The 16,419-nt window shown below is 66.7% G+C and carries 13 protein-coding genes; 7 read left to right on the forward strand and 6 right to left on the reverse strand.

Annotated features, from left to right (window positions below; translation table 11 throughout):
- The first annotated feature begins 78 nt into the window (after nt 1-78).
- From AC5Y3Z_RS24120 to AC5Y3Z_RS24150, 7 genes are all read left to right on the forward strand, one after another.
- On the forward strand, nt 79-1,050 hold the full coding sequence (locus tag AC5Y3Z_RS24120) for a pirin family protein (RefSeq protein ID WP_473138856.1): 972 nt from the start codon (nt 79-81) through the stop codon (nt 1,048-1,050).
- Nucleotides 1,051-1,052: 2 nt separating this feature from the next.
- Complete coding sequence (locus AC5Y3Z_RS24125) at nt 1,053-1,697, forward strand: TetR/AcrR family transcriptional regulator (RefSeq protein WP_463827909.1); 645 nt, start codon at nt 1,053-1,055, stop codon at nt 1,695-1,697.
- A 76-nt stretch (nt 1,698-1,773) separates the two neighbouring features.
- The gene (locus tag AC5Y3Z_RS24130) at nt 1,774-2,706 is read left to right on the forward strand and encodes a class I SAM-dependent methyltransferase (RefSeq protein WP_473138857.1); all 933 of its coding nucleotides are present in this window, start codon (nt 1,774-1,776) and stop codon (nt 2,704-2,706) included.
- Nucleotides 2,703-3,644 carry a class I SAM-dependent methyltransferase gene (locus AC5Y3Z_RS24135; protein WP_463827911.1) on the forward strand — a complete coding sequence of 314 codons (942 nt, stop codon included), beginning with the start codon at nt 2,703-2,705 and terminating at the stop codon, nt 3,642-3,644. Before AC5Y3Z_RS24130 ends, AC5Y3Z_RS24135 begins: the two co-directional genes overlap by 4 nt.
- A gap of 134 nt (nt 3,645-3,778) precedes the next feature.
- Nucleotides 3,779-5,212, forward strand: coding sequence for an aldehyde dehydrogenase family protein (locus tag AC5Y3Z_RS24140; RefSeq protein ID WP_473138858.1), 1,434 nt, complete (start codon nt 3,779-3,781; stop codon nt 5,210-5,212).
- A 47-nt stretch (nt 5,213-5,259) separates the two neighbouring features.
- Entirely contained in the window at nt 5,260-6,120 is an 861-nt protein-coding gene (locus AC5Y3Z_RS24145) for an SDR family NAD(P)-dependent oxidoreductase (protein WP_463827913.1), read from the forward strand.
- Nucleotides 6,121-6,128: 8 nt separating this feature from the next.
- The gene (locus tag AC5Y3Z_RS24150) at nt 6,129-7,097 is read left to right on the forward strand and encodes an NADPH:quinone oxidoreductase family protein (protein ID WP_473138859.1); all 969 of its coding nucleotides are present in this window, start codon (nt 6,129-6,131) and stop codon (nt 7,095-7,097) included.
- Here AC5Y3Z_RS24150 and AC5Y3Z_RS24155 read toward each other — a convergent pair.
- The 6 genes from AC5Y3Z_RS24155 to AC5Y3Z_RS24180 all read right to left on the reverse strand — a co-directional run bounded on the left by AC5Y3Z_RS24155 (nt 7,094) and on the right by AC5Y3Z_RS24180 (nt 16,365).
- Nucleotides 7,094-8,803, reverse strand: coding sequence for a PE family protein (locus AC5Y3Z_RS24155; protein ID WP_473138860.1), 1,710 nt, complete (start codon nt 8,801-8,803; stop codon nt 7,094-7,096). The genes AC5Y3Z_RS24150 and AC5Y3Z_RS24155 overlap by 4 nt on opposite strands.
- Nucleotides 8,804-8,905: 102 nt before the next feature.
- Nucleotides 8,906-10,720 carry a PE-PPE domain-containing protein gene (locus AC5Y3Z_RS24160; RefSeq protein ID WP_473138861.1) on the reverse strand — a complete coding sequence of 605 codons (1,815 nt, stop codon included), beginning with the start codon at nt 10,718-10,720 and terminating at the stop codon, nt 8,906-8,908.
- Between the two features lie 151 nt (nt 10,721-10,871).
- Entirely contained in the window at nt 10,872-12,452 is a 1,581-nt protein-coding gene (locus AC5Y3Z_RS24165; RefSeq protein WP_473138862.1) for a PE-PPE domain-containing protein, read from the reverse strand.
- A gap of 138 nt (nt 12,453-12,590) precedes the next feature.
- On the reverse strand, nt 12,591-14,234 hold the full coding sequence (locus tag AC5Y3Z_RS24170; protein WP_473138863.1) for a PE family protein: 1,644 nt from the start codon (nt 14,232-14,234) through the stop codon (nt 12,591-12,593).
- A gap of 75 nt (nt 14,235-14,309) precedes the next feature.
- Nucleotides 14,310-15,152 carry a tyrosine-protein phosphatase gene (locus tag AC5Y3Z_RS24175; protein WP_473138864.1) on the reverse strand — a complete coding sequence of 281 codons (843 nt, stop codon included), beginning with the start codon at nt 15,150-15,152 and terminating at the stop codon, nt 14,310-14,312.
- On the reverse strand, nt 15,145-16,365 hold the full coding sequence (locus AC5Y3Z_RS24180; RefSeq protein WP_463828026.1) for an acyl-CoA dehydrogenase family protein: 1,221 nt from the start codon (nt 16,363-16,365) through the stop codon (nt 15,145-15,147). Before AC5Y3Z_RS24180 ends, AC5Y3Z_RS24175 begins: the two co-directional genes overlap by 8 nt.
- Between the last annotated feature and the right edge of the window lie 54 nt (nt 16,366-16,419).

Raw genomic sequence — 16,419 nt, forward strand, 5'->3', positions numbered from 1 at the left:
GGGAACAGGCGTTCGGCTGGGCGGAATAAACGGACTGCGGTCCGGTTATATCGGGTATCTGCTATCGAGGAGGTACCCATGCCAGCTATCACCGCCGACACCCTCACCTTGACCAGGGTGGCGCCGGCCGGCCCCGCGGACACCGAGCGCCCGGTCCGATCCGTCACCACCGGTCCGAAAGGCTATGAGGGCCTCGGCTTCCCGGTGGTCCGCGCCTTCGCCGGGGTCAGCGCCGCCGCCCTGGATCCGTTCGTGCACATGGACCAGCTGGGCGAGGTGGATTACCAGCCCGGTGAGCCGCGAGGCACCGACTGGCACCCGCACCGCGGCTTCGAGACCGTCACCTACATGATCGACGGCACGTTCGCCCATCAGGATTCGCACGGCGGCGGTGGCCTGATCACCGACGGGGCGACCCAGTGGATGACGGCCGGGTCGGGCGTCCTGCACATCGAGACCCCGCCGGCCGAGATGGTCGGCAGCGGAGGACTCTTCCACGGCATCCAGCTGTGGGTGAACCTGCCGAAGCGGGACAAGTTCGCCCCGCCGCGCTACCAGGCCATCGAGGGCGGCGACACCAGGCTGCTGGCGTCCGACGACGGTGGCGCGCTGATTCGGGTCATCGCCGGCGAAGTCGACGGTCATCTCGGGCCCGGGATCACCCACACGCCGATCACCATGGCCCACGCGACGATCGAAAGCGGAGCGCGGCTGAACATCCCGTGGCGCCGCGACTTCAACGCGCTGGTCTATGCGCTGTCCGGCGAAGGGTCGGTCGGTCCGGTCGGCCACCCGGTCAAGCAGGGCCAACTCGCCGTACTCGGGGTGGGGGATCGCATCACCGTCGCAGCCCGGGCCGGCCGGGAGACCCCGCTCGACGTGCTGCTGCTGGGCGGGCAGCCGATCCGGGAACCGGTCTTCCACTACGGCCCGTTCGTGATGAACTCCAAGTCGGAGGTGATCCAGGCGTTGGAGGACTACCAGGCCGGCAAGTTCGGCAGTATCCCGCCGAACGCCCTGATGCCGCACCGTAGCGGTGGCACACTCTAGGGATGCCGCACCTGGCAAGTCGCGGGCCCGGGCGCCCTCCCGCCGCGAAAGCTGACGAGACGCGCAAGCGCATCGTGCGCGCGGCCCGCCAGGTGTTCAGCGAACGCGGCTACGACGGGGCGACGTTCCAGGCCATCGCGATGCGCGCCGATCTGACCCGGCCGGCGATCAACCACTACTTCGCCAGCAAGCGCGTGCTGTACACCGAGGTATCCGACCGCACCAACGAACTCGTCGTCACCGCCGGCATCGACCGGGCGCGGGGGGAACGGACGCTGATGGGGCGGTTGGCCGCGTTCATCACCGTCGCGATGGAAGCGGACGCGGAGAACCCGGGAACCGCGGCGTTTCTGGCCACTGCGGTACTGGAGTCCCAGCGGCATCCGGAACTGCGGCGGGTCGAAAACGACGCGGTGCGCGTCACCCGGGACTTCCTGCGGCGGTCGGTCACCGAAGCCCTGGAATGTGGAGAACTCGCCTCTGGCATCGACGGCGACCGGTTGGCCGAGGCGTTGCTGCTGATGTTGTGCGGGGTCGGGTTCTATGCGGGCTTCGTGGGCTCCTTCCAGGAGGTGGAGAACATCCTGGGTACGTTGCGGCAGTTGATCGGGGGCAGCTTGTGGAGTCCCGGGTCGCAGCGGTCCTGACGGCGCTGATTCGCCCGCCGTGAACTGCCACACAGAGCGTATAGTTTGCCTAACTTACGAGGTAAGATGTCGGTTCATGACCGACCTGCACTCACCCCTGCTCCGCACCGCCGGCGACAGCTGGAATATCACCGAAAGTGTCGGTGCCACTGCCTTAGCGGTCGCCGCTTCGCGCGCCGTGGAAACGGCCGGCTCGAATCCGCTGATCCGCGACGAGTTCGCACAGCTGCTGGTCTCCGCTGCCGGCCCCGCCTGGGCGCAATTGGCCGACCCCAGCATCGCCTGGCTGGACGGCGACGAGCACGGGCAGCGGCTGCACCGGGTCGGCTGCGACTACCAGGCCGTGCGTACCCGCTACTTCGACGCCTACTGCGCAGCGGCAGCCGAGGCCGGCATCCGCCAGGTCGTCATCCTCGCCGCCGGACTGGACTCGCGCGCGTACCGGCTGCAGTGGCCGTCGGGAACGCAGGTGTACGAGATCGACCAGCCCAAGGTGCTGGAATACAAGGCCGAGATTCTGAGTGCGCACGGCGTGGCCGCCACCGCGACCCGGCACGCGGTCGCGGTCGATCTGCGTGACGACTGGCCGGCCGCGCTCACCGGGGCCGGATTCGACCCGACCCGTCCGACCGCGTGGCTGGCCGAGGGACTGCTGGCCTACCTGCCCAGCGATGCCCAGGACCGCCTGTTCCAGATGTGCACGGCGCAGAGCGCGCCGGGCAGCCGGATCGCCGTCGAGGCGTTCAACATGGTCGTCGACGGCAACCGGCGGCGCTGGGACCGGATGCGCGACCGGCTCGGTCTGGACGTCAACATCGGCGACCTCACCTACCACGAGCCGGACCGTTCGGATCCGGCGCAGTGGCTGGCCGACCACGGCTGGCAGGTGCACAGCGTGGGTAACCACCAGGAGATGGCCCGGCTGGGCCGTCCGGTACCCGAAGACCTGGTCCCCGACGCCATCACGTCGACCCTGATGTGGGGCCACCTGACAGGAGCACAACGATGAGCGGACTGCGCACCCACGACGACACCTGGGACATCAGGACCAGCGTCGGCACCACCGCTGTGATGGTGGCCGCCGCGCGGGCCGTCGAAACCGAGCAACCCGACGCGCTGATCCGTGACCCGTTCGCCAAACTGCTGGTGACCAACGCCAACGCCGGGGTGCTGTGGGAGGCCATGCTCGACCCGGCCGTCGCGGCCAAGGTCGAAGCGATGGACCCCGAGGCCGCCGCGATGGTCCGCCACATGCGCGGCTACCAGGCGGTGCGCACGCACTTCTTCGACACGTTCTTCCGCGACGCCGTGGCCGCCGGGATCCGCCAGATCGTCATCCTGGCCTCGGGCCTGGACTCGCGGGCCTACCGCCTGGACTGGCCGGCCGGCACCACCGTCTTCGAGATCGACCAGCCCCAGGTGCTGCAGTTCAAGTCCGAAACCCTCGCGGACAACGGCGTGACGCCGTCGGCCGATCGCCGCGCGGTGGCCATCGACCTGCGCCAGGACTGGCCGGCGGCCCTGCGCGAGGCCGGCTTCGACGCCTCGGCTCCCACGGCGTGGCTGGCCGAAGGGCTGCTGATGTACCTGCCCGCCGAGGCGCAGGACAAGCTGTTCACCCAGGTCGGCGAGCTGAGCCCGGCCGGAAGCCGGATCGCGGCCGAGACCGCGCCCGCGCATGCCGACGAGCGGCGCCAGCAGATGCGCGAGCGGTTCAAGAAGGTCGCCGACGAGATCGGCCTGGAAGAAACCATCGATGTCGGCGAATTGATGTACCGCGACGAGCATCGCGCGCCGGTGGCCGACTGGCTGAACGCCAACGGCTGGCAGGCGGTGGGCGTGAGCTCCGCCGACGAGATGGAGCGGCTGGGCCGCTGGGTGGCCGAGGTGCCGATGGCCGACGACAAGAGCGCCTTTTCCGACTTCGTCACCGCGCAGCGCCGGTAGCTGCCTGCGCGTTCGTCGTTTTCTTTCCTACCGCCGTCCTACTGCGGCTACCGCCGGGTGACTAGGATCGCGGTTATCACCCACGAGCGACCGCGCGCCGACGGCGTGCGGGCCCTGGGGAAGGAAGGACAACGATGACCACCCAATCCCCACCCGCCCCCTCGCAGGCGCACGTCACCCCGGACACCGACGCGGTGGCGGGTACGGTCGCCCGGCTGCGCAGCACGTTCGCCTCGGGACGCACCCGCAGTTACGAGTGGCGTAAGCAGCAGCTGCTGGCCCTGGCGAACCTGGTCGAGGAGAACGAACCCGCCATCGCCGCCGCTCTGGCCGAGGACCTGGACCGCAACCAGGTCGAGGCGTTCATCGCCGACATCGCCACCACCGCCGGCGAGGCCAAATATGCGGCCAAGAAGCTGAAGAAATGGATGCGCCGCAAGTACCTGCTGCTGGAGGCGCCGCAGCTGCCCGGCCGCGGCTGGGTGGAGTACGAGCCGTACGGCACGGTGCTGATCATCGGCGCCTGGAACTACCCGTTCTACCTGACGCTGGGTCCCGCCGTCGGCGCCCTGGCCGCCGGCAACGCCGTCATCCTCAAACCGTCGGAGATTGCTCCGGCGTCGTCGCGGCTGATGGCCGAGCTGGTACCGAAGTACCTGGACACCGAGGCGGTCGCGGTCATCGAGGGCGATGGCGCCACCACCCAGGAGCTGATCAAGCAGGGCCTGGACCGCGTCCTGTTCACCGGCGGCACCGAGATCGGCCGCAAGGTCTACGAAGGTGCGGCCAAGCACCTGACCCCGGTCACGCTGGAACTCGGCGGCAAGAGCCCGGTGATCGTGGCGGCCGACGCTGACGTCGACGTCGCCGCCAAGCGGATCGCCTGGATCAAGATCATGAACGCCGGGCAGACCTGCGTGGCACCCGACTACGTGCTGGCCGATGCCACCATCCGCGACGAACTCGTCGAGAAGATCGGGGCCTCGCTCGCCAAGTTCCGGAGCGGGGACAACCCTAGTGGTCTGCGCATCGTCAACCAGCGCCAGTTCGACCGGTTGAGCGGCTACCTCGAGGAGGCGCAGTCCGACGGGAAGTCGACCGTCGCCGTCGGCGGCAAGTGCGACCCATCGACGTTGCGTATCCAGCCGACCGTGGTCGTCGATCCCGACCCGGACGGTCCGTTGATGCAGAACGAGATCTTCGGGCCGATCCTGCCGGTGGTCACCGTCAAGTCCCTGGACGAGGCGATCCGCTACGTCAACGCCCGGCCCAAGCCGCTGTCGGCCTACCTGTTCACCAAGGCCAAGGAAACCCGCGAACGGGTGATCAAAGAGGTCACCGCGGGCGGCATGCTGATCAACCACCTCGCCTTCCAGGTATCCACCGCCAAGTTGCCGTTCGGCGGCGTCGGCGCCTCCGGGATGGGTGCCTACCACGGCAAATGGGGCTTCGACGAGTTCAGCCACCGCAAAGCGGTGCTGACCAAGCCGACCCGTCCCGACTTCTCCAAGATGATCTATCCGCCGTACACCGACCGGGCCTTCAAGCTGGCTCGCAAGCTGTTCTAGCCTGAGGCGTCCATTGAGCGCGTTGCAGAGTTGCGGAAAGGAAACTGATGCCCGGAGTGCAGGATCGCGTCGTCGTAGTTACCGGAGCCGGCGGAGGACTGGGTCGTGAGTACGCCCTCACTCTCGCCCGGGAGGGCGCCAGCGTCGTAGTCAACGACCTCGGCGGTGCCCGCGACGGCACGGGCGGCGGCTCGGCGATGGCCGACCAGGTCGTCGCCGAGATTCGGGACGGCGGCGGCCGTGCGGTCGCCAACTACGACAGCGTCGCCGAGGCCGACGGCGCGGCCAACATCATCAAGACCGCGATCGACGAGTTCGGCGCCGTGCACGGGGTGGTGAGCAACGCCGGGATTCTGCGGGACGGCACGTTCCACAAGATGACGTCGGAGAACTGGGACGCCGTGCTCAAGGTGCACCTCTACGGCGGCTACAACGTGATCCGCGCGGCCTGGCCGCATTTCCGGGAGCAGAGCTACGGCCGGGTCGTCGTGGCCACCTCCACCAGCGGGCTGTTCGGCAACTTCGGCCAGACCAACTACGGCGCCGCCAAGCTCGGCCTGGTCGGTCTGATCAACACGCTGGCGCTCGAGGGTGCCAAGTACAACATCCACTCCAACGCCGTCGCCCCGATCGCGGCCACCCGCATGACCGAGGACATCATGCCCAAGGAAGTGCTGGACAAGCTGACGCCCGAGTTCGTCGCGCCGGTGGTGGCCTACCTGTGCACCGAGGAGAACCCGGACAACGGGTCGGTGTTCGTGGTGGGTGGCGGCAAGGTGCAGCGCGTTGCGTTGTTCCAGAACGACGGAGTGAACTTCGACAAGCCGCCGACGGTGGAGGACGTCGCCGACCAGTGGGGCCAGATCACCGACTTGTCGGCCGCGCAAAAAGCTGGCTTCAAGCTGTAAGACGAACCGTGAAAGCTTCTGTGGTACAAGAGCTTTCCGGTCCGTCCGGCATCGTCTACACCGATATCGACGACGTACCCGATGGCGGTGGCAACATCGTCATCGAGGTACGCGCCGCCGGGGTGTGCTTTCCTGATCTGCTGCTGAGCAAGGGCAAATACCAGCTCAAGTTGCCGCCGCCGTTCGTGCCCGGCATGGAAACGGCCGGGGTGGTGCGATCGGCGCCGATGGACTCGGGTTTCCGGGTGGGCGAACGGGTTTCGGCGTTCGGTGTGCTGGGTTGTTACGCCGAGCAGGTGGCCGTGCCGGTGTCCCACGTGATCCGCAGCCCGGCCGAACTCGACGACGCCGAAGCGGTGTCGTTGTTGGTCAACTACAACACCATGTATTTCGCCCTGTCCCGGCGCGCGGTGCTGCGGCCGGGACAGACGGTGCTGGTACTCGGCGCGGCCGGCGGCGTGGGTACCGCCGCCGTGCAGATCGCCAAGGCGATGGGTGCCAGCCAGGTGATCGGGGTGGTGCACCGCGAAGCCGCGATGGCCTATGTGGCGGCACTGGGCGCCGACCAGGTGGTGCACCTGGCCGACGGCTGGGTCGAACGGGTGCTCGAACACACCAACGGCCAGGGCGTGGACATCGTCGTGGATCCCATCGGCGGCAAGACATTTGACGACGCAATCCGGGTGCTGGCCATTGACGGCAAGCTCCTGGTGATCGGCTTCGCCGCGGGCAGCATTCCCACGCTCACCGTCAACCGGCTGTTGCTGCGCAACGTCGGGGTATTGGGTGTCGCGTGGGGCGAGTACCTGAACAAGGTGCCTGGTTCGGCGGTGGTGTTCGCTGCGGGTCTACACCAATTGGTCTCACTGGGCCTGAAACCACCTCCGCCGCAACGCTATCCGCTGTCCGAGGCGCGGGCCGCGCTGCAGAGCCTGGATGACGGCGGGGTGCTCGGCAAGGTCGTTCTGGAGCCCTAGGCGAACAGGCCGTTGATCTCGGCGACGATGTCGCTGGCCGCGTGCTGGAAGACCCGCACCTCGAATCCGCCCATCAGCACTCCCAATCCGACTGTTGCGGCTACCGGTTTGCCGAACGCGTTGATCAGCCCGTTGACGGGGTCGCCGTTGAGCGCCTGCAGGATTCCGTTCCCGAACAGGCTGACGTTGTAGGCGGGGATGGCAGTCAGCGCGGCGTTCACGATGTCGGTGGTCGGCAGGACGGTCGAGTAGGCCGACGCAGCGATGGCCGACGTGGCGTAACCGATCTTGAGGTTCGCATTGAGCAGGGACTCGACCAGATGCTGCGGCGACGACAACGAGTACTGTGCGCCCGTCAGCACCCTGTTGAGCCCGGCGGTATCGACCGTCGGCAGCAGCGAAGTGAAGTCCGACGGTCCGATCAGCGACAGTTCGTGCGCGAAGTCGACGACACCTTGCTGGGCCCCGGCGGCCAGAGCGGCGACGATGTCACCCGGCGGTACCGGCGGGATGACACCGAATCCGGTGGCCACGTTCGGCGGATCCGGCGACCAGCCGTTGGTGGTGCTGCCGTAGCCGAGGTTCACGATCACTTCCGTGCACGGCTCGACCAGCGCGGCGAGCGGGTGCCCGATGATCGGGATGGCGCGCAACGGGGACAGGATCGGCAGATTCTCAGTGGGAATCATGTAGTACTCGGTCAGCGTCGGGTGGGTGGTGTTGGTCAGTTCGACCGCGTTGGCCAACGTCTGCGCGGAAAGGAACGGGTAGCGGCCGTGGAGCTCGATGATGCCCAGGAATGCGTTGATGTCGGAGACCACGTTGAGCGGGTATTGCGGGAAGCCGCCGAATCCGTCGTACTCGATCGTGTAGATGCGCGACGGGAACGAGTTGTCCGGCGTCGCGACGCCGAACACGTCCAACCCCAGGCTCGGCAGCGCCAGCCCCGGGAAACGTGCCAGCAGACCGCCATTCGGGTTGCTGGGATTGCCCACCAGGGTGAAGTTCAAGTCGGTGAAGACGCCCGCGCCCGGGATATTGGCGGGATTGAGCGCGATCATCTCCATCGAGGCGATGACCGCGCTCTGGGAGTAGCCGAACACGTTGACCTGGCTGGCGGTCAGTTCACCGAAGGCCGCCCGAATCGCGTTGTCCAGGATGGTCAGCCCGCGCGCCGCCGACACGTCGAAGGTGAGGTCCTTGATTCCGGTGAGCGGATACAACCCTTCGGGGGTATTGATACCGAGGTTGATCCCCCCGCCCCAGATCGGGTCGATATACGACGGCGGGATGCCCTGGATGTAGTCCTCGATGGGAATCGGGTATCCACTGGCGCCCATCACCAGGGTGAACACACCCGCGGCCGGGGCCGCGGCGGTGTTGGCGATCAGCGACCGGACCGGCGCCAGTGCGTTGTCGACGGCGTTGGCGAGTTCGGTTTGGGCGTAAGCCAATCCATTGCCCGCGACCAGACCGGCGAACTGCTCATGAAACGCTGCGGCCTGCCGCGCGGCGCCCTGGTATCCCGCGGCGAACTCGTTCATCAGCCGGGTGAACGCGACCGACACCTCGTCGGCGGCCGCGGCCAGCACACCGGTGGTTGGAGACGTTGCTGCCGTGTTCGCCGCGCCGATCGTGGAACTGAGTTCTTCGAGGCTGGTGACTGCCGAAGTGAGCAGGTCCGGGTGCACGGTCACATACGACATCGGCCCATCCTTCAGCTGTTAGGGCCCCCCATTGCCGCACTGCGGCATGTGCCAGCGTAGAGCCGTTCGCATTTCCACGCAGCACTTTTACCAATGCGTCGACTACGGAATCACATCGATAGGGATGAGAGCGCCGGTCAGATTGTCGATGATCGAAGTGAGCGCGTCCATCACCACGATCAGCTGGAAACCTCCGGCCAGCGTCAACAACGCGACGTCAGCGGCGATCGGGTTACCGAACGCGTTGATCAACCCCGCGGGGTCACCATTGAACGCCTGCTGGATGCCGTCCAGGAACAGATTCACGTTGTAGGAAGGCAGGGTGGTGAACAGCGAGTTGACGATGTCGGCGGTGGGCAGCAGCGTCGCGTAGGCGGCTGCGGCCGAAGTGGTGACTGCGGTGGTGACATTGGTGTTCGCCGCTTCCAATGCGTCGAAGATGCCGTTCACCGAAATGCCCTCGAGGGAGGGCAATTCGAACGGCAGCCCGCCACCGTCACCGCCGCCACCACCTGTCGGGAGCAGATCCGTCAGTGCCGGCAGCGACGTCGGAACCATCGCGCCGACCTCGCCCACGAACGCGCCCCAACCCTGGTTGGCCAGCGCGATCTGGTCACCGATGAAGTTCGGTGGGATCGGCGGGATCAGCCCGAACGGCGTGTGCACATCGGCGTAGCCGGTCGAATAGCCGTAGCGCGGGTCGCCGTATCCCCAGTTGACCAGGTAGGTCAAATTCGGTTCGACCAGCTCTGCCAACGCATTCCCGATCACCGGGATCGCGCGGATCGGCTGCACCAGCGGTAGGCCGTCGTAGGTGATCAGATAGTAGTTGTCGGTGCCATTGCCGGGCGACACCGGCAACTCCACCATGCTGTAACCGGGGGCCAGCGTCCCGTCGGCCTGGATGATGCTCGGGTAGTCGCCGTGCACCGTCTGGATGCCCAGGAAAGCGTTCAGGTCGGCCAGCAAGTTGATCGGGTACCTCGGAAATTGCGTGTAGCCGTCGTACTGCAACGAGAACATGTTGACCGGGTAGCCGGTGTTGGACGGTGTCGGGCCGAAGAAGTCCAGGCCCAGGGCGGGCAGCGTCAGGCCCGGGAAGCGGGCGAGCAGGCCCCCGTTGGGTGCCATCGGGTTGCCCAGCAGGGTAAAGGTCAGCGGGTTGGCCGGGTCGTAGGGGATGTTCGAAGCAACCAGGTTGCGCAACTCGATCGAGGACAATGCGGCGCTCTGCGAGTAACCCAGTACCGAAACGCTCTGGTTGTCGGTGATCAGCCCGGTGGGGGAGAAGAGCGCGTTGTGCAGCATCTCGACGCCACGGTCGACGGAGATGTTGAGGGGCAGATCCTTGATCGCGGTCAGCGGATACAGCCCCTCGGGGGTGTTGAGCGGTATCAACAGACCCTGGGTGAGCGTGGCTGCAATCCAGGGCCGCACACTCGCCATGTAGGCCAGCGTGGGTATCGGCGTACCGCTGCCGGTCATGATCAGCGCCACGTCGGTTGACGGCAACACCTGGGGCGCGGTCACCGGAGTTCCGCCCGAAATGGCGGGCGGTCCGAAGAGCGACTGGAACGGTGCGAGCAGCGGGGCGAATAACGCCTCGATCGGCGACGGTGCCGCCAGCGCTGCCGCACTGGCCAGCTCGGCTTCCGCGTAGGCAAGGCTGGCCGCGGCCAGGGCACGGTTGAACTCCGCATGGTACGCCGCGGCTTGACCGACGATCTGCTGGTACTCCAGCCCGAACACACCGAACAATTGGGCCGCGGCCTCGGACACCTCGTCGGCAGCTGCGGCCAGCAGACTGGTGGTCGGTCCGGCGACGGCAGCGTTGGCTTCTGCCAGAGCGGTTCGGATACCGGCCAGGTTCTCGGCGGCGGCGGTAATCGATGACGGTTGCACGGTCAGCTGCGACACGGCGAAGTCCCTTCACGGCCAGGGTATTTCGTTGCGGAGCTGAGCTCGATAACCCGGCGCTGAGGACACCAGTGAGCTCGGCACTTGTCAGACTAGAACGGCCAGGTCAACCGCATACTGCTTTTGCCGACTAAATATCCGACGGGATCTTTCAGGCGAAAAGGGACTGGATGTCGCGGATCGTGTTCACCGCCGCCTCGGCGATCACCAGGACTTCGACGCCGCCGGCCACCGTCGCCAATCCGATGTCGGCGGCAATCGGATAGCCGATCGCATTGATCAGGTTGCCCTGCGCGAGTTGTTCGGTGAACAGTTGCAGGTTGTAGGCGGGCAGCGAGGTCACCATGGACAGCCCGATGTCGGCGGTGGGCAGCAGCACGCTGTAGTTGGTCGAGATGATCGACGCCACCGTGTTGGCGATGGTCGACGGCGACGGCAGCGCGGTCGGGATGGGCAGGTCCAGCGTCGGCACCACGGGCGGCTGGCTGAGCAGCACCTGCACGTCGGAGCTGAAATTGGTGACCCCCTGCTGCACCCCGGCTGTCAGCGCGTTGAAGACAGTGCTTGGAGCCACCTCGGGGAACAGGCCGAACGGGGTTGGTACGTCCGGCGGGCTGGTGGAGTAGCCATAGGCCGGGTCGCCATAGCCGAGGTTGACGATCGCCCGCGTAGTCGGCTCCAGCAGATTGGCCAACGGATTGCCGATGCCGGGTATCGCGCGCAGCGGTTGGAGCAGGGGCAGGTGTTCGGTCGGGATGATGTAGTACTCGGTGTTGCCGGTATAGCCCGGCGACGGCGTCAATTGAATGGCGTTCGCGACCTGCGCCTGCGTCAGCGACAAATACGTCGGGTGGACATAGATGATGCCGGCGATCGCATTGAGGTCGGCGACGATGTTCAGCGGGTACTTGGGGAAATCGGCGAAGCCGTCGTATTCCAGTGTGTAGATCTTGGTCGGGTAGATGGTGTCCGACGGGGTGGAGCCGTAGAAGTCCAGGCCCAGACTCGTCATCGACAGGCCCGGGAAGCGGGACAGCAGACCGCCATTCGGATTCATCTCGTTGCCGGCCAACAGGAAGTTGAGTTCCCCCGCCCCCGGCGGGTTGGCTCCGAAACTCGTCAGACCCGCAGCGAGATTCCGCATGTACAACGACGAGATGACCGCGCTCTGCGAAACCCCGAAAACAGTGACGGTCCTTCCCTGCTGGATCTGCTCGAAGACGGCGTTGTCGAGAATGGTCAGTCCCAGATCGACTGACTTGTTGAAGTACAGGCTCCTGACTCCGGTCAGCGGATACAGCTCCTCAGGAGTGTTGAGTCCGCGCAGTAGGCCGGTGGCGCCGACATAGAGGTCGTTGGCCTTCTGGATGAACTGTGACGTGACGATCGGGACCCCGGTCCCGCTCATGAACAGCGACACGTCGTTGGGAACCCAAGGCAGGGCCGCGGCCGACGCCACCTCGGTGGTGGAGTACGCCGTCGCCGCTGCGGTTATTGTCCGCTGGAATTGGTTCTGATATCCGGTCAGCTGCGTGAGGAGGTCCTGGTACTCGCGCCCGAACGCGCCGAAGAAATTCGCGACGGCCGCGGACACCTCGTCGGCGGCCGCCGCCAGCAGGTTCGAGGTGGGCGCAGCCGCGGCGGCGCTGGCGGCGCCGATCGCGGAGCCGACCTCTGCCACCTGCGCGGCCGCCACCGTGACGATTTCCGGCTCAACGAATAGATACGACAAGGCCACACCCTTTCCCGACCGTCAGGCTGCGCTGACCCCTGAACCCAGGCGCAAGCGTAGGGGGAACACCCGGAAACATCGGCGTTTTACGGTGATTTGTTGCTGCGCAACCGAATTGAGATCAACGCCCGGCCGGTCTCAGAAGGAGAGACTCTGCAGGTCCTGAGCAATTTCCGCCGCCGCTTCCACCACCGCGATGAATTCGATCATGCCGCCCAGCGCCGCCAATCCGGCCGTCGCCGCCAGTGGAAGTTCGATCGCTTCCCTGATGTTGCCCTGCAGTAGTTGGCTCACGAACAGGGTCGCGTCGTAGGCCGGCAGGGTGGTGGCGAACGCGGTGGCCAGGTCGGCCGTCGGCAGCAGCACCGAGTAGCCGGTGGACACCACGGAAGCGAACGTGTTGGCGATGTTCACCGGGGTCGCCGGCACCCTCGGCGGCGGGTCCGGCAGGTAGGCCTGGATCAGCGGCGGGAACGCGGGGGTGGGGATCACCGGCGGCGTGCTGAGCGCAACCGGCAACGCGGCGGCAAAGTCGTTGATGCCCTGGTTGGTCCCGGCGACCAGGGCATCGAAGATGACGCCGGGCGGCACGTTGGGGAACAGTCCGAACGGGGTGGGTACGTTGGCCGGGCTGGTGGAATAGCCGTAGTTCGGGTCGCCGTACCCGAGGTTGACGAAGACCTTCAGGTCGGGTTGCACCAGGGCCGCCAGCGGCGGGCCGATCACCGGGATCGCCCGCACCGGGTCCAGCAGCGGCAGATCGGGATGCGGGATGATGTAGTACTCGTTGTTCGTCGGACCCTCGGTCGGCAGCAGAATGGCCGAATCTATCTGGGCCTGGGTCAGATCCGCGTACGTGGTGTGCACCGTGAGGATGCCGAACACCGCGTTGATGTCGGCCAGGATGTTCAGCGGGTAGCGCGGAAAGTCGGCGAAGCCGTCGTATTCCAGCGTGTAGGTGGTCGTCTGATAGGGGCCGTCGGGGGTGGCGCCGTAGAACGGCAGGCCGATGGTGGAGATGTTCAAGCCCGGGATGCGGGCCAGGATCCCGCCATTGGGGTTCATCTCGTTGCCGGTGAGGACGAAGTTGATCAGGTCCGGGTTCGGCATGTTCGGACCCAGCGAGATGTAGTGCTGCATCAGCAGCGACGAGATGATGGCGCTCTGGGAGTAGCCGAAGACGGTGACGTGGTTTCCGGCGGCGAGTTGCTCCGAGACGGAGGCATTGAGAATCTCCAACCCCTGCTGCACGGAGGTGGCCAGCGGCAGCGACCGCACGCCGGTGATGGGGTAGAGCTGCTCGGGTGTGGCCAGCGGTATCTTGACGGCAGGCGGGTTGAAGGGCGCCACGAACAGGTCATAGACGGCATTGACGTACGTGGGTCCCGGTATCGGCGTGCCGGTCCCGCCCATGATGATCGCCACATTCCCGATCGGGACGGCCGGGCCGGTCGGCGGGTTGGGGAGCCCACCCGTCGCGCCCTGGACCAGCTGAGCGACATTGATCGCCTCGGCGTTGGTGTAGTACGCCACGGTGGCGTTGAGCCGCTGCACGAATCCGTCGTAGAGCAGGCCGAAATTGGCGCTGACAGTTTGGAATTCGAGCCCGAAGCCACCGAAGAAGTTGGCGATGGCGGCCGACACCTCGTCCGCCGCGGCGGTCAGGATGCCGGTGGTCGGTGCAGCGGCGAGCGTGGCGGCATCCCCGACGGCCGAGCCGATCCCGGCCAACTCGGTTGCGGCTGCAGTCAATACGGGCGGTTGTGCGAATACGTGAGACAAGCTGACTCCCTCCTGCGTAGAGGGTAGGGCGAATCCCGCCGGGCTGTCCGGGCTTTGGCCGAGCTCATAGGGAGCTCAGCCCAGCAGCGCACTCCGCAGCCGGGCCACATCGTCCTCGGTGATTCCCGTGTCACGCAGATAACCGTCCAGCGACCCGTGCGACTCGTCGATCGATTGCCATGCCGCCTCGAGGTATTCGGCTCGCACCCCCAGCACCCCGTCGGAGAGCCGGGCTTTGGTGAACGTCTGCACCTCGGGAGTCAGTTCGACGTCGGTGCGCTGCGCGATCATGTCGCTGATCCGGTCGCGCAGCGTGGCGACGGCGTCGTTGCTGCGCAGGTAGTCGGTGATGATGACGTCACGGTCCAGCCCGACCGCCGCCAGGACGGTGGAGACCACGAAACCCGTGCGGTCCTTGCCGGCGAAGCAGTGCGTGAGGACCTGCTGGCCGGAGGCCAGCAGGGTGAAAACCCGGTGCACCGCGCGTTGCGCCCCGTTGCGGGTGGGGAATTGGCGGTATTCGTCGGTCATGTAGCGGACGGCTTTGGCCTCGATGGCCTCGTCCGACTCGTCGGATTCGCCCTCGATCATCAACCGCTTGAATGCCGACTCGTGTGGCGCCTCGTCGTCGGTGCCGGCGTCGGCTGCCTTATCGTCGTCGGCGAGGTCGGGAAACGGCAGCAGGTGGACCTCGACGCCGGCGGGCACGCGTCCCGGACCTCGCCGGGCCACCTCCCGGGCCGCGCGCAGGTCGGCGACGTCGGTGATGCCCAGTTGCCGCAGTATCGCGCGGCCGTCGTCGTCGAGGCTGCTCAGCTCACTGGACCGGAACAACCGGCCCGGACGCAGCGCCGGGACCGTGTCGGAGACGTCGCGAAAATTCCACGCGCCCGGCAATTCTCGCAGGCCGTCAGCCATGGCGGGTGACCGCCGCGGCGAGCGCGGACTGTTCCCCGCCGAGCTCTTTGCGCGCGATGGTGCGCATGTGCACCTCGTCGGGACCGTCGAAGATGCGCATGGCGCGGTGCCAGCCGTACAGCCGGGCCAGTGGCGTGTCGTCGCAGACGCCGGCGGCACCGTGCACCTGGATGGCGCGGTCGATGACGTCGCAGGCCACCTGCGGGGCAACCGCCTTGATCTGTGAGACCAGCAGATGAGCGGCCTTGTTGCCGTGCTGGTCGATGGTCCAGGCCGCCTTCTCGCACAGCAGGCGCGCCTGGTCGATCTCGTTGCGGGACTTGGCGATTGCGTGCTGCACCAGTCCCTGGTCGGCCAGCGGCTTGCCGAATGCAATCCGGGTGTTGGCCCGGTGCACCATCAGCGCCAGCGCCCGTTCGGCGCCGCCGAGGGCACGCATGCAGTGATGGATGCGGCCCGGACCCAGCCGGGCCTGGGCGATCGCGAAGCCCGCGCCTTCCTCACCGAGCAGGTTGGTGGCGGGCACCCGCACGTTGTCGTAGACGATCTCACAGTGCCCGTGCTGGTCCTGCCAGCCGAACACGCCCGTCGAGCGCACCACGGTCACCCCGGGGGTGTCGATCGGGACCAGGACCATCGACTGCTGTTGATGGCTGGCGGCCTCCGGATTGGTGCGGCCCATCACGATCAGGATCTTGCAGCGCGGGTCTGCCGCACCCGACGTCCACCATTTGCGGCCGTTGATCACGTAGTCGGCGCCGTCGCGCACGATCGACGTCTCGATGTTGCGGGCATCGCTGCTGGCCACCGCCGGCTCGGTCATGGAGAACGCGCTGCGGATCTCACCGTTGAGCAGCGGCTCCAGCCAGTCCTTGCGCTGCTGCTCGGTGGCGAACAGGTGCAGCGTCTCCATGTTGCCGGTGTCCGGCGCCGCGCAGTTCAGCGCCTCGGGCGCGATCTCCAGGCTCCAGCCGGTCAGCTCGGCCAGCGGCGCGTACTCCAGGTTCGTCAGTCCGGACTCGGCCGGCAGGAACAGGTTCCACAGGCCACGCTCGCGGGCCTTGATCTTGAGGTCTTCGACCACCGGCGGCACGCTGTGGTCATTGGGGCCGGCTTGGTGCCGGTACCTGTCGTATTCGGCCTCGGCCGGAAACACGTGCTCCGTCATGAAGTCGGACAATTTCTTGTGGTAGTCGCTGCCTTTGGCCGACATCGCGAAGTCCATGACCGCCACGATATGACAATCCGCTCCGCCGCGGGGTAGGGG

It is taken from the genome of Mycobacterium sp. NGS61 (assembly GCF_059812325.1).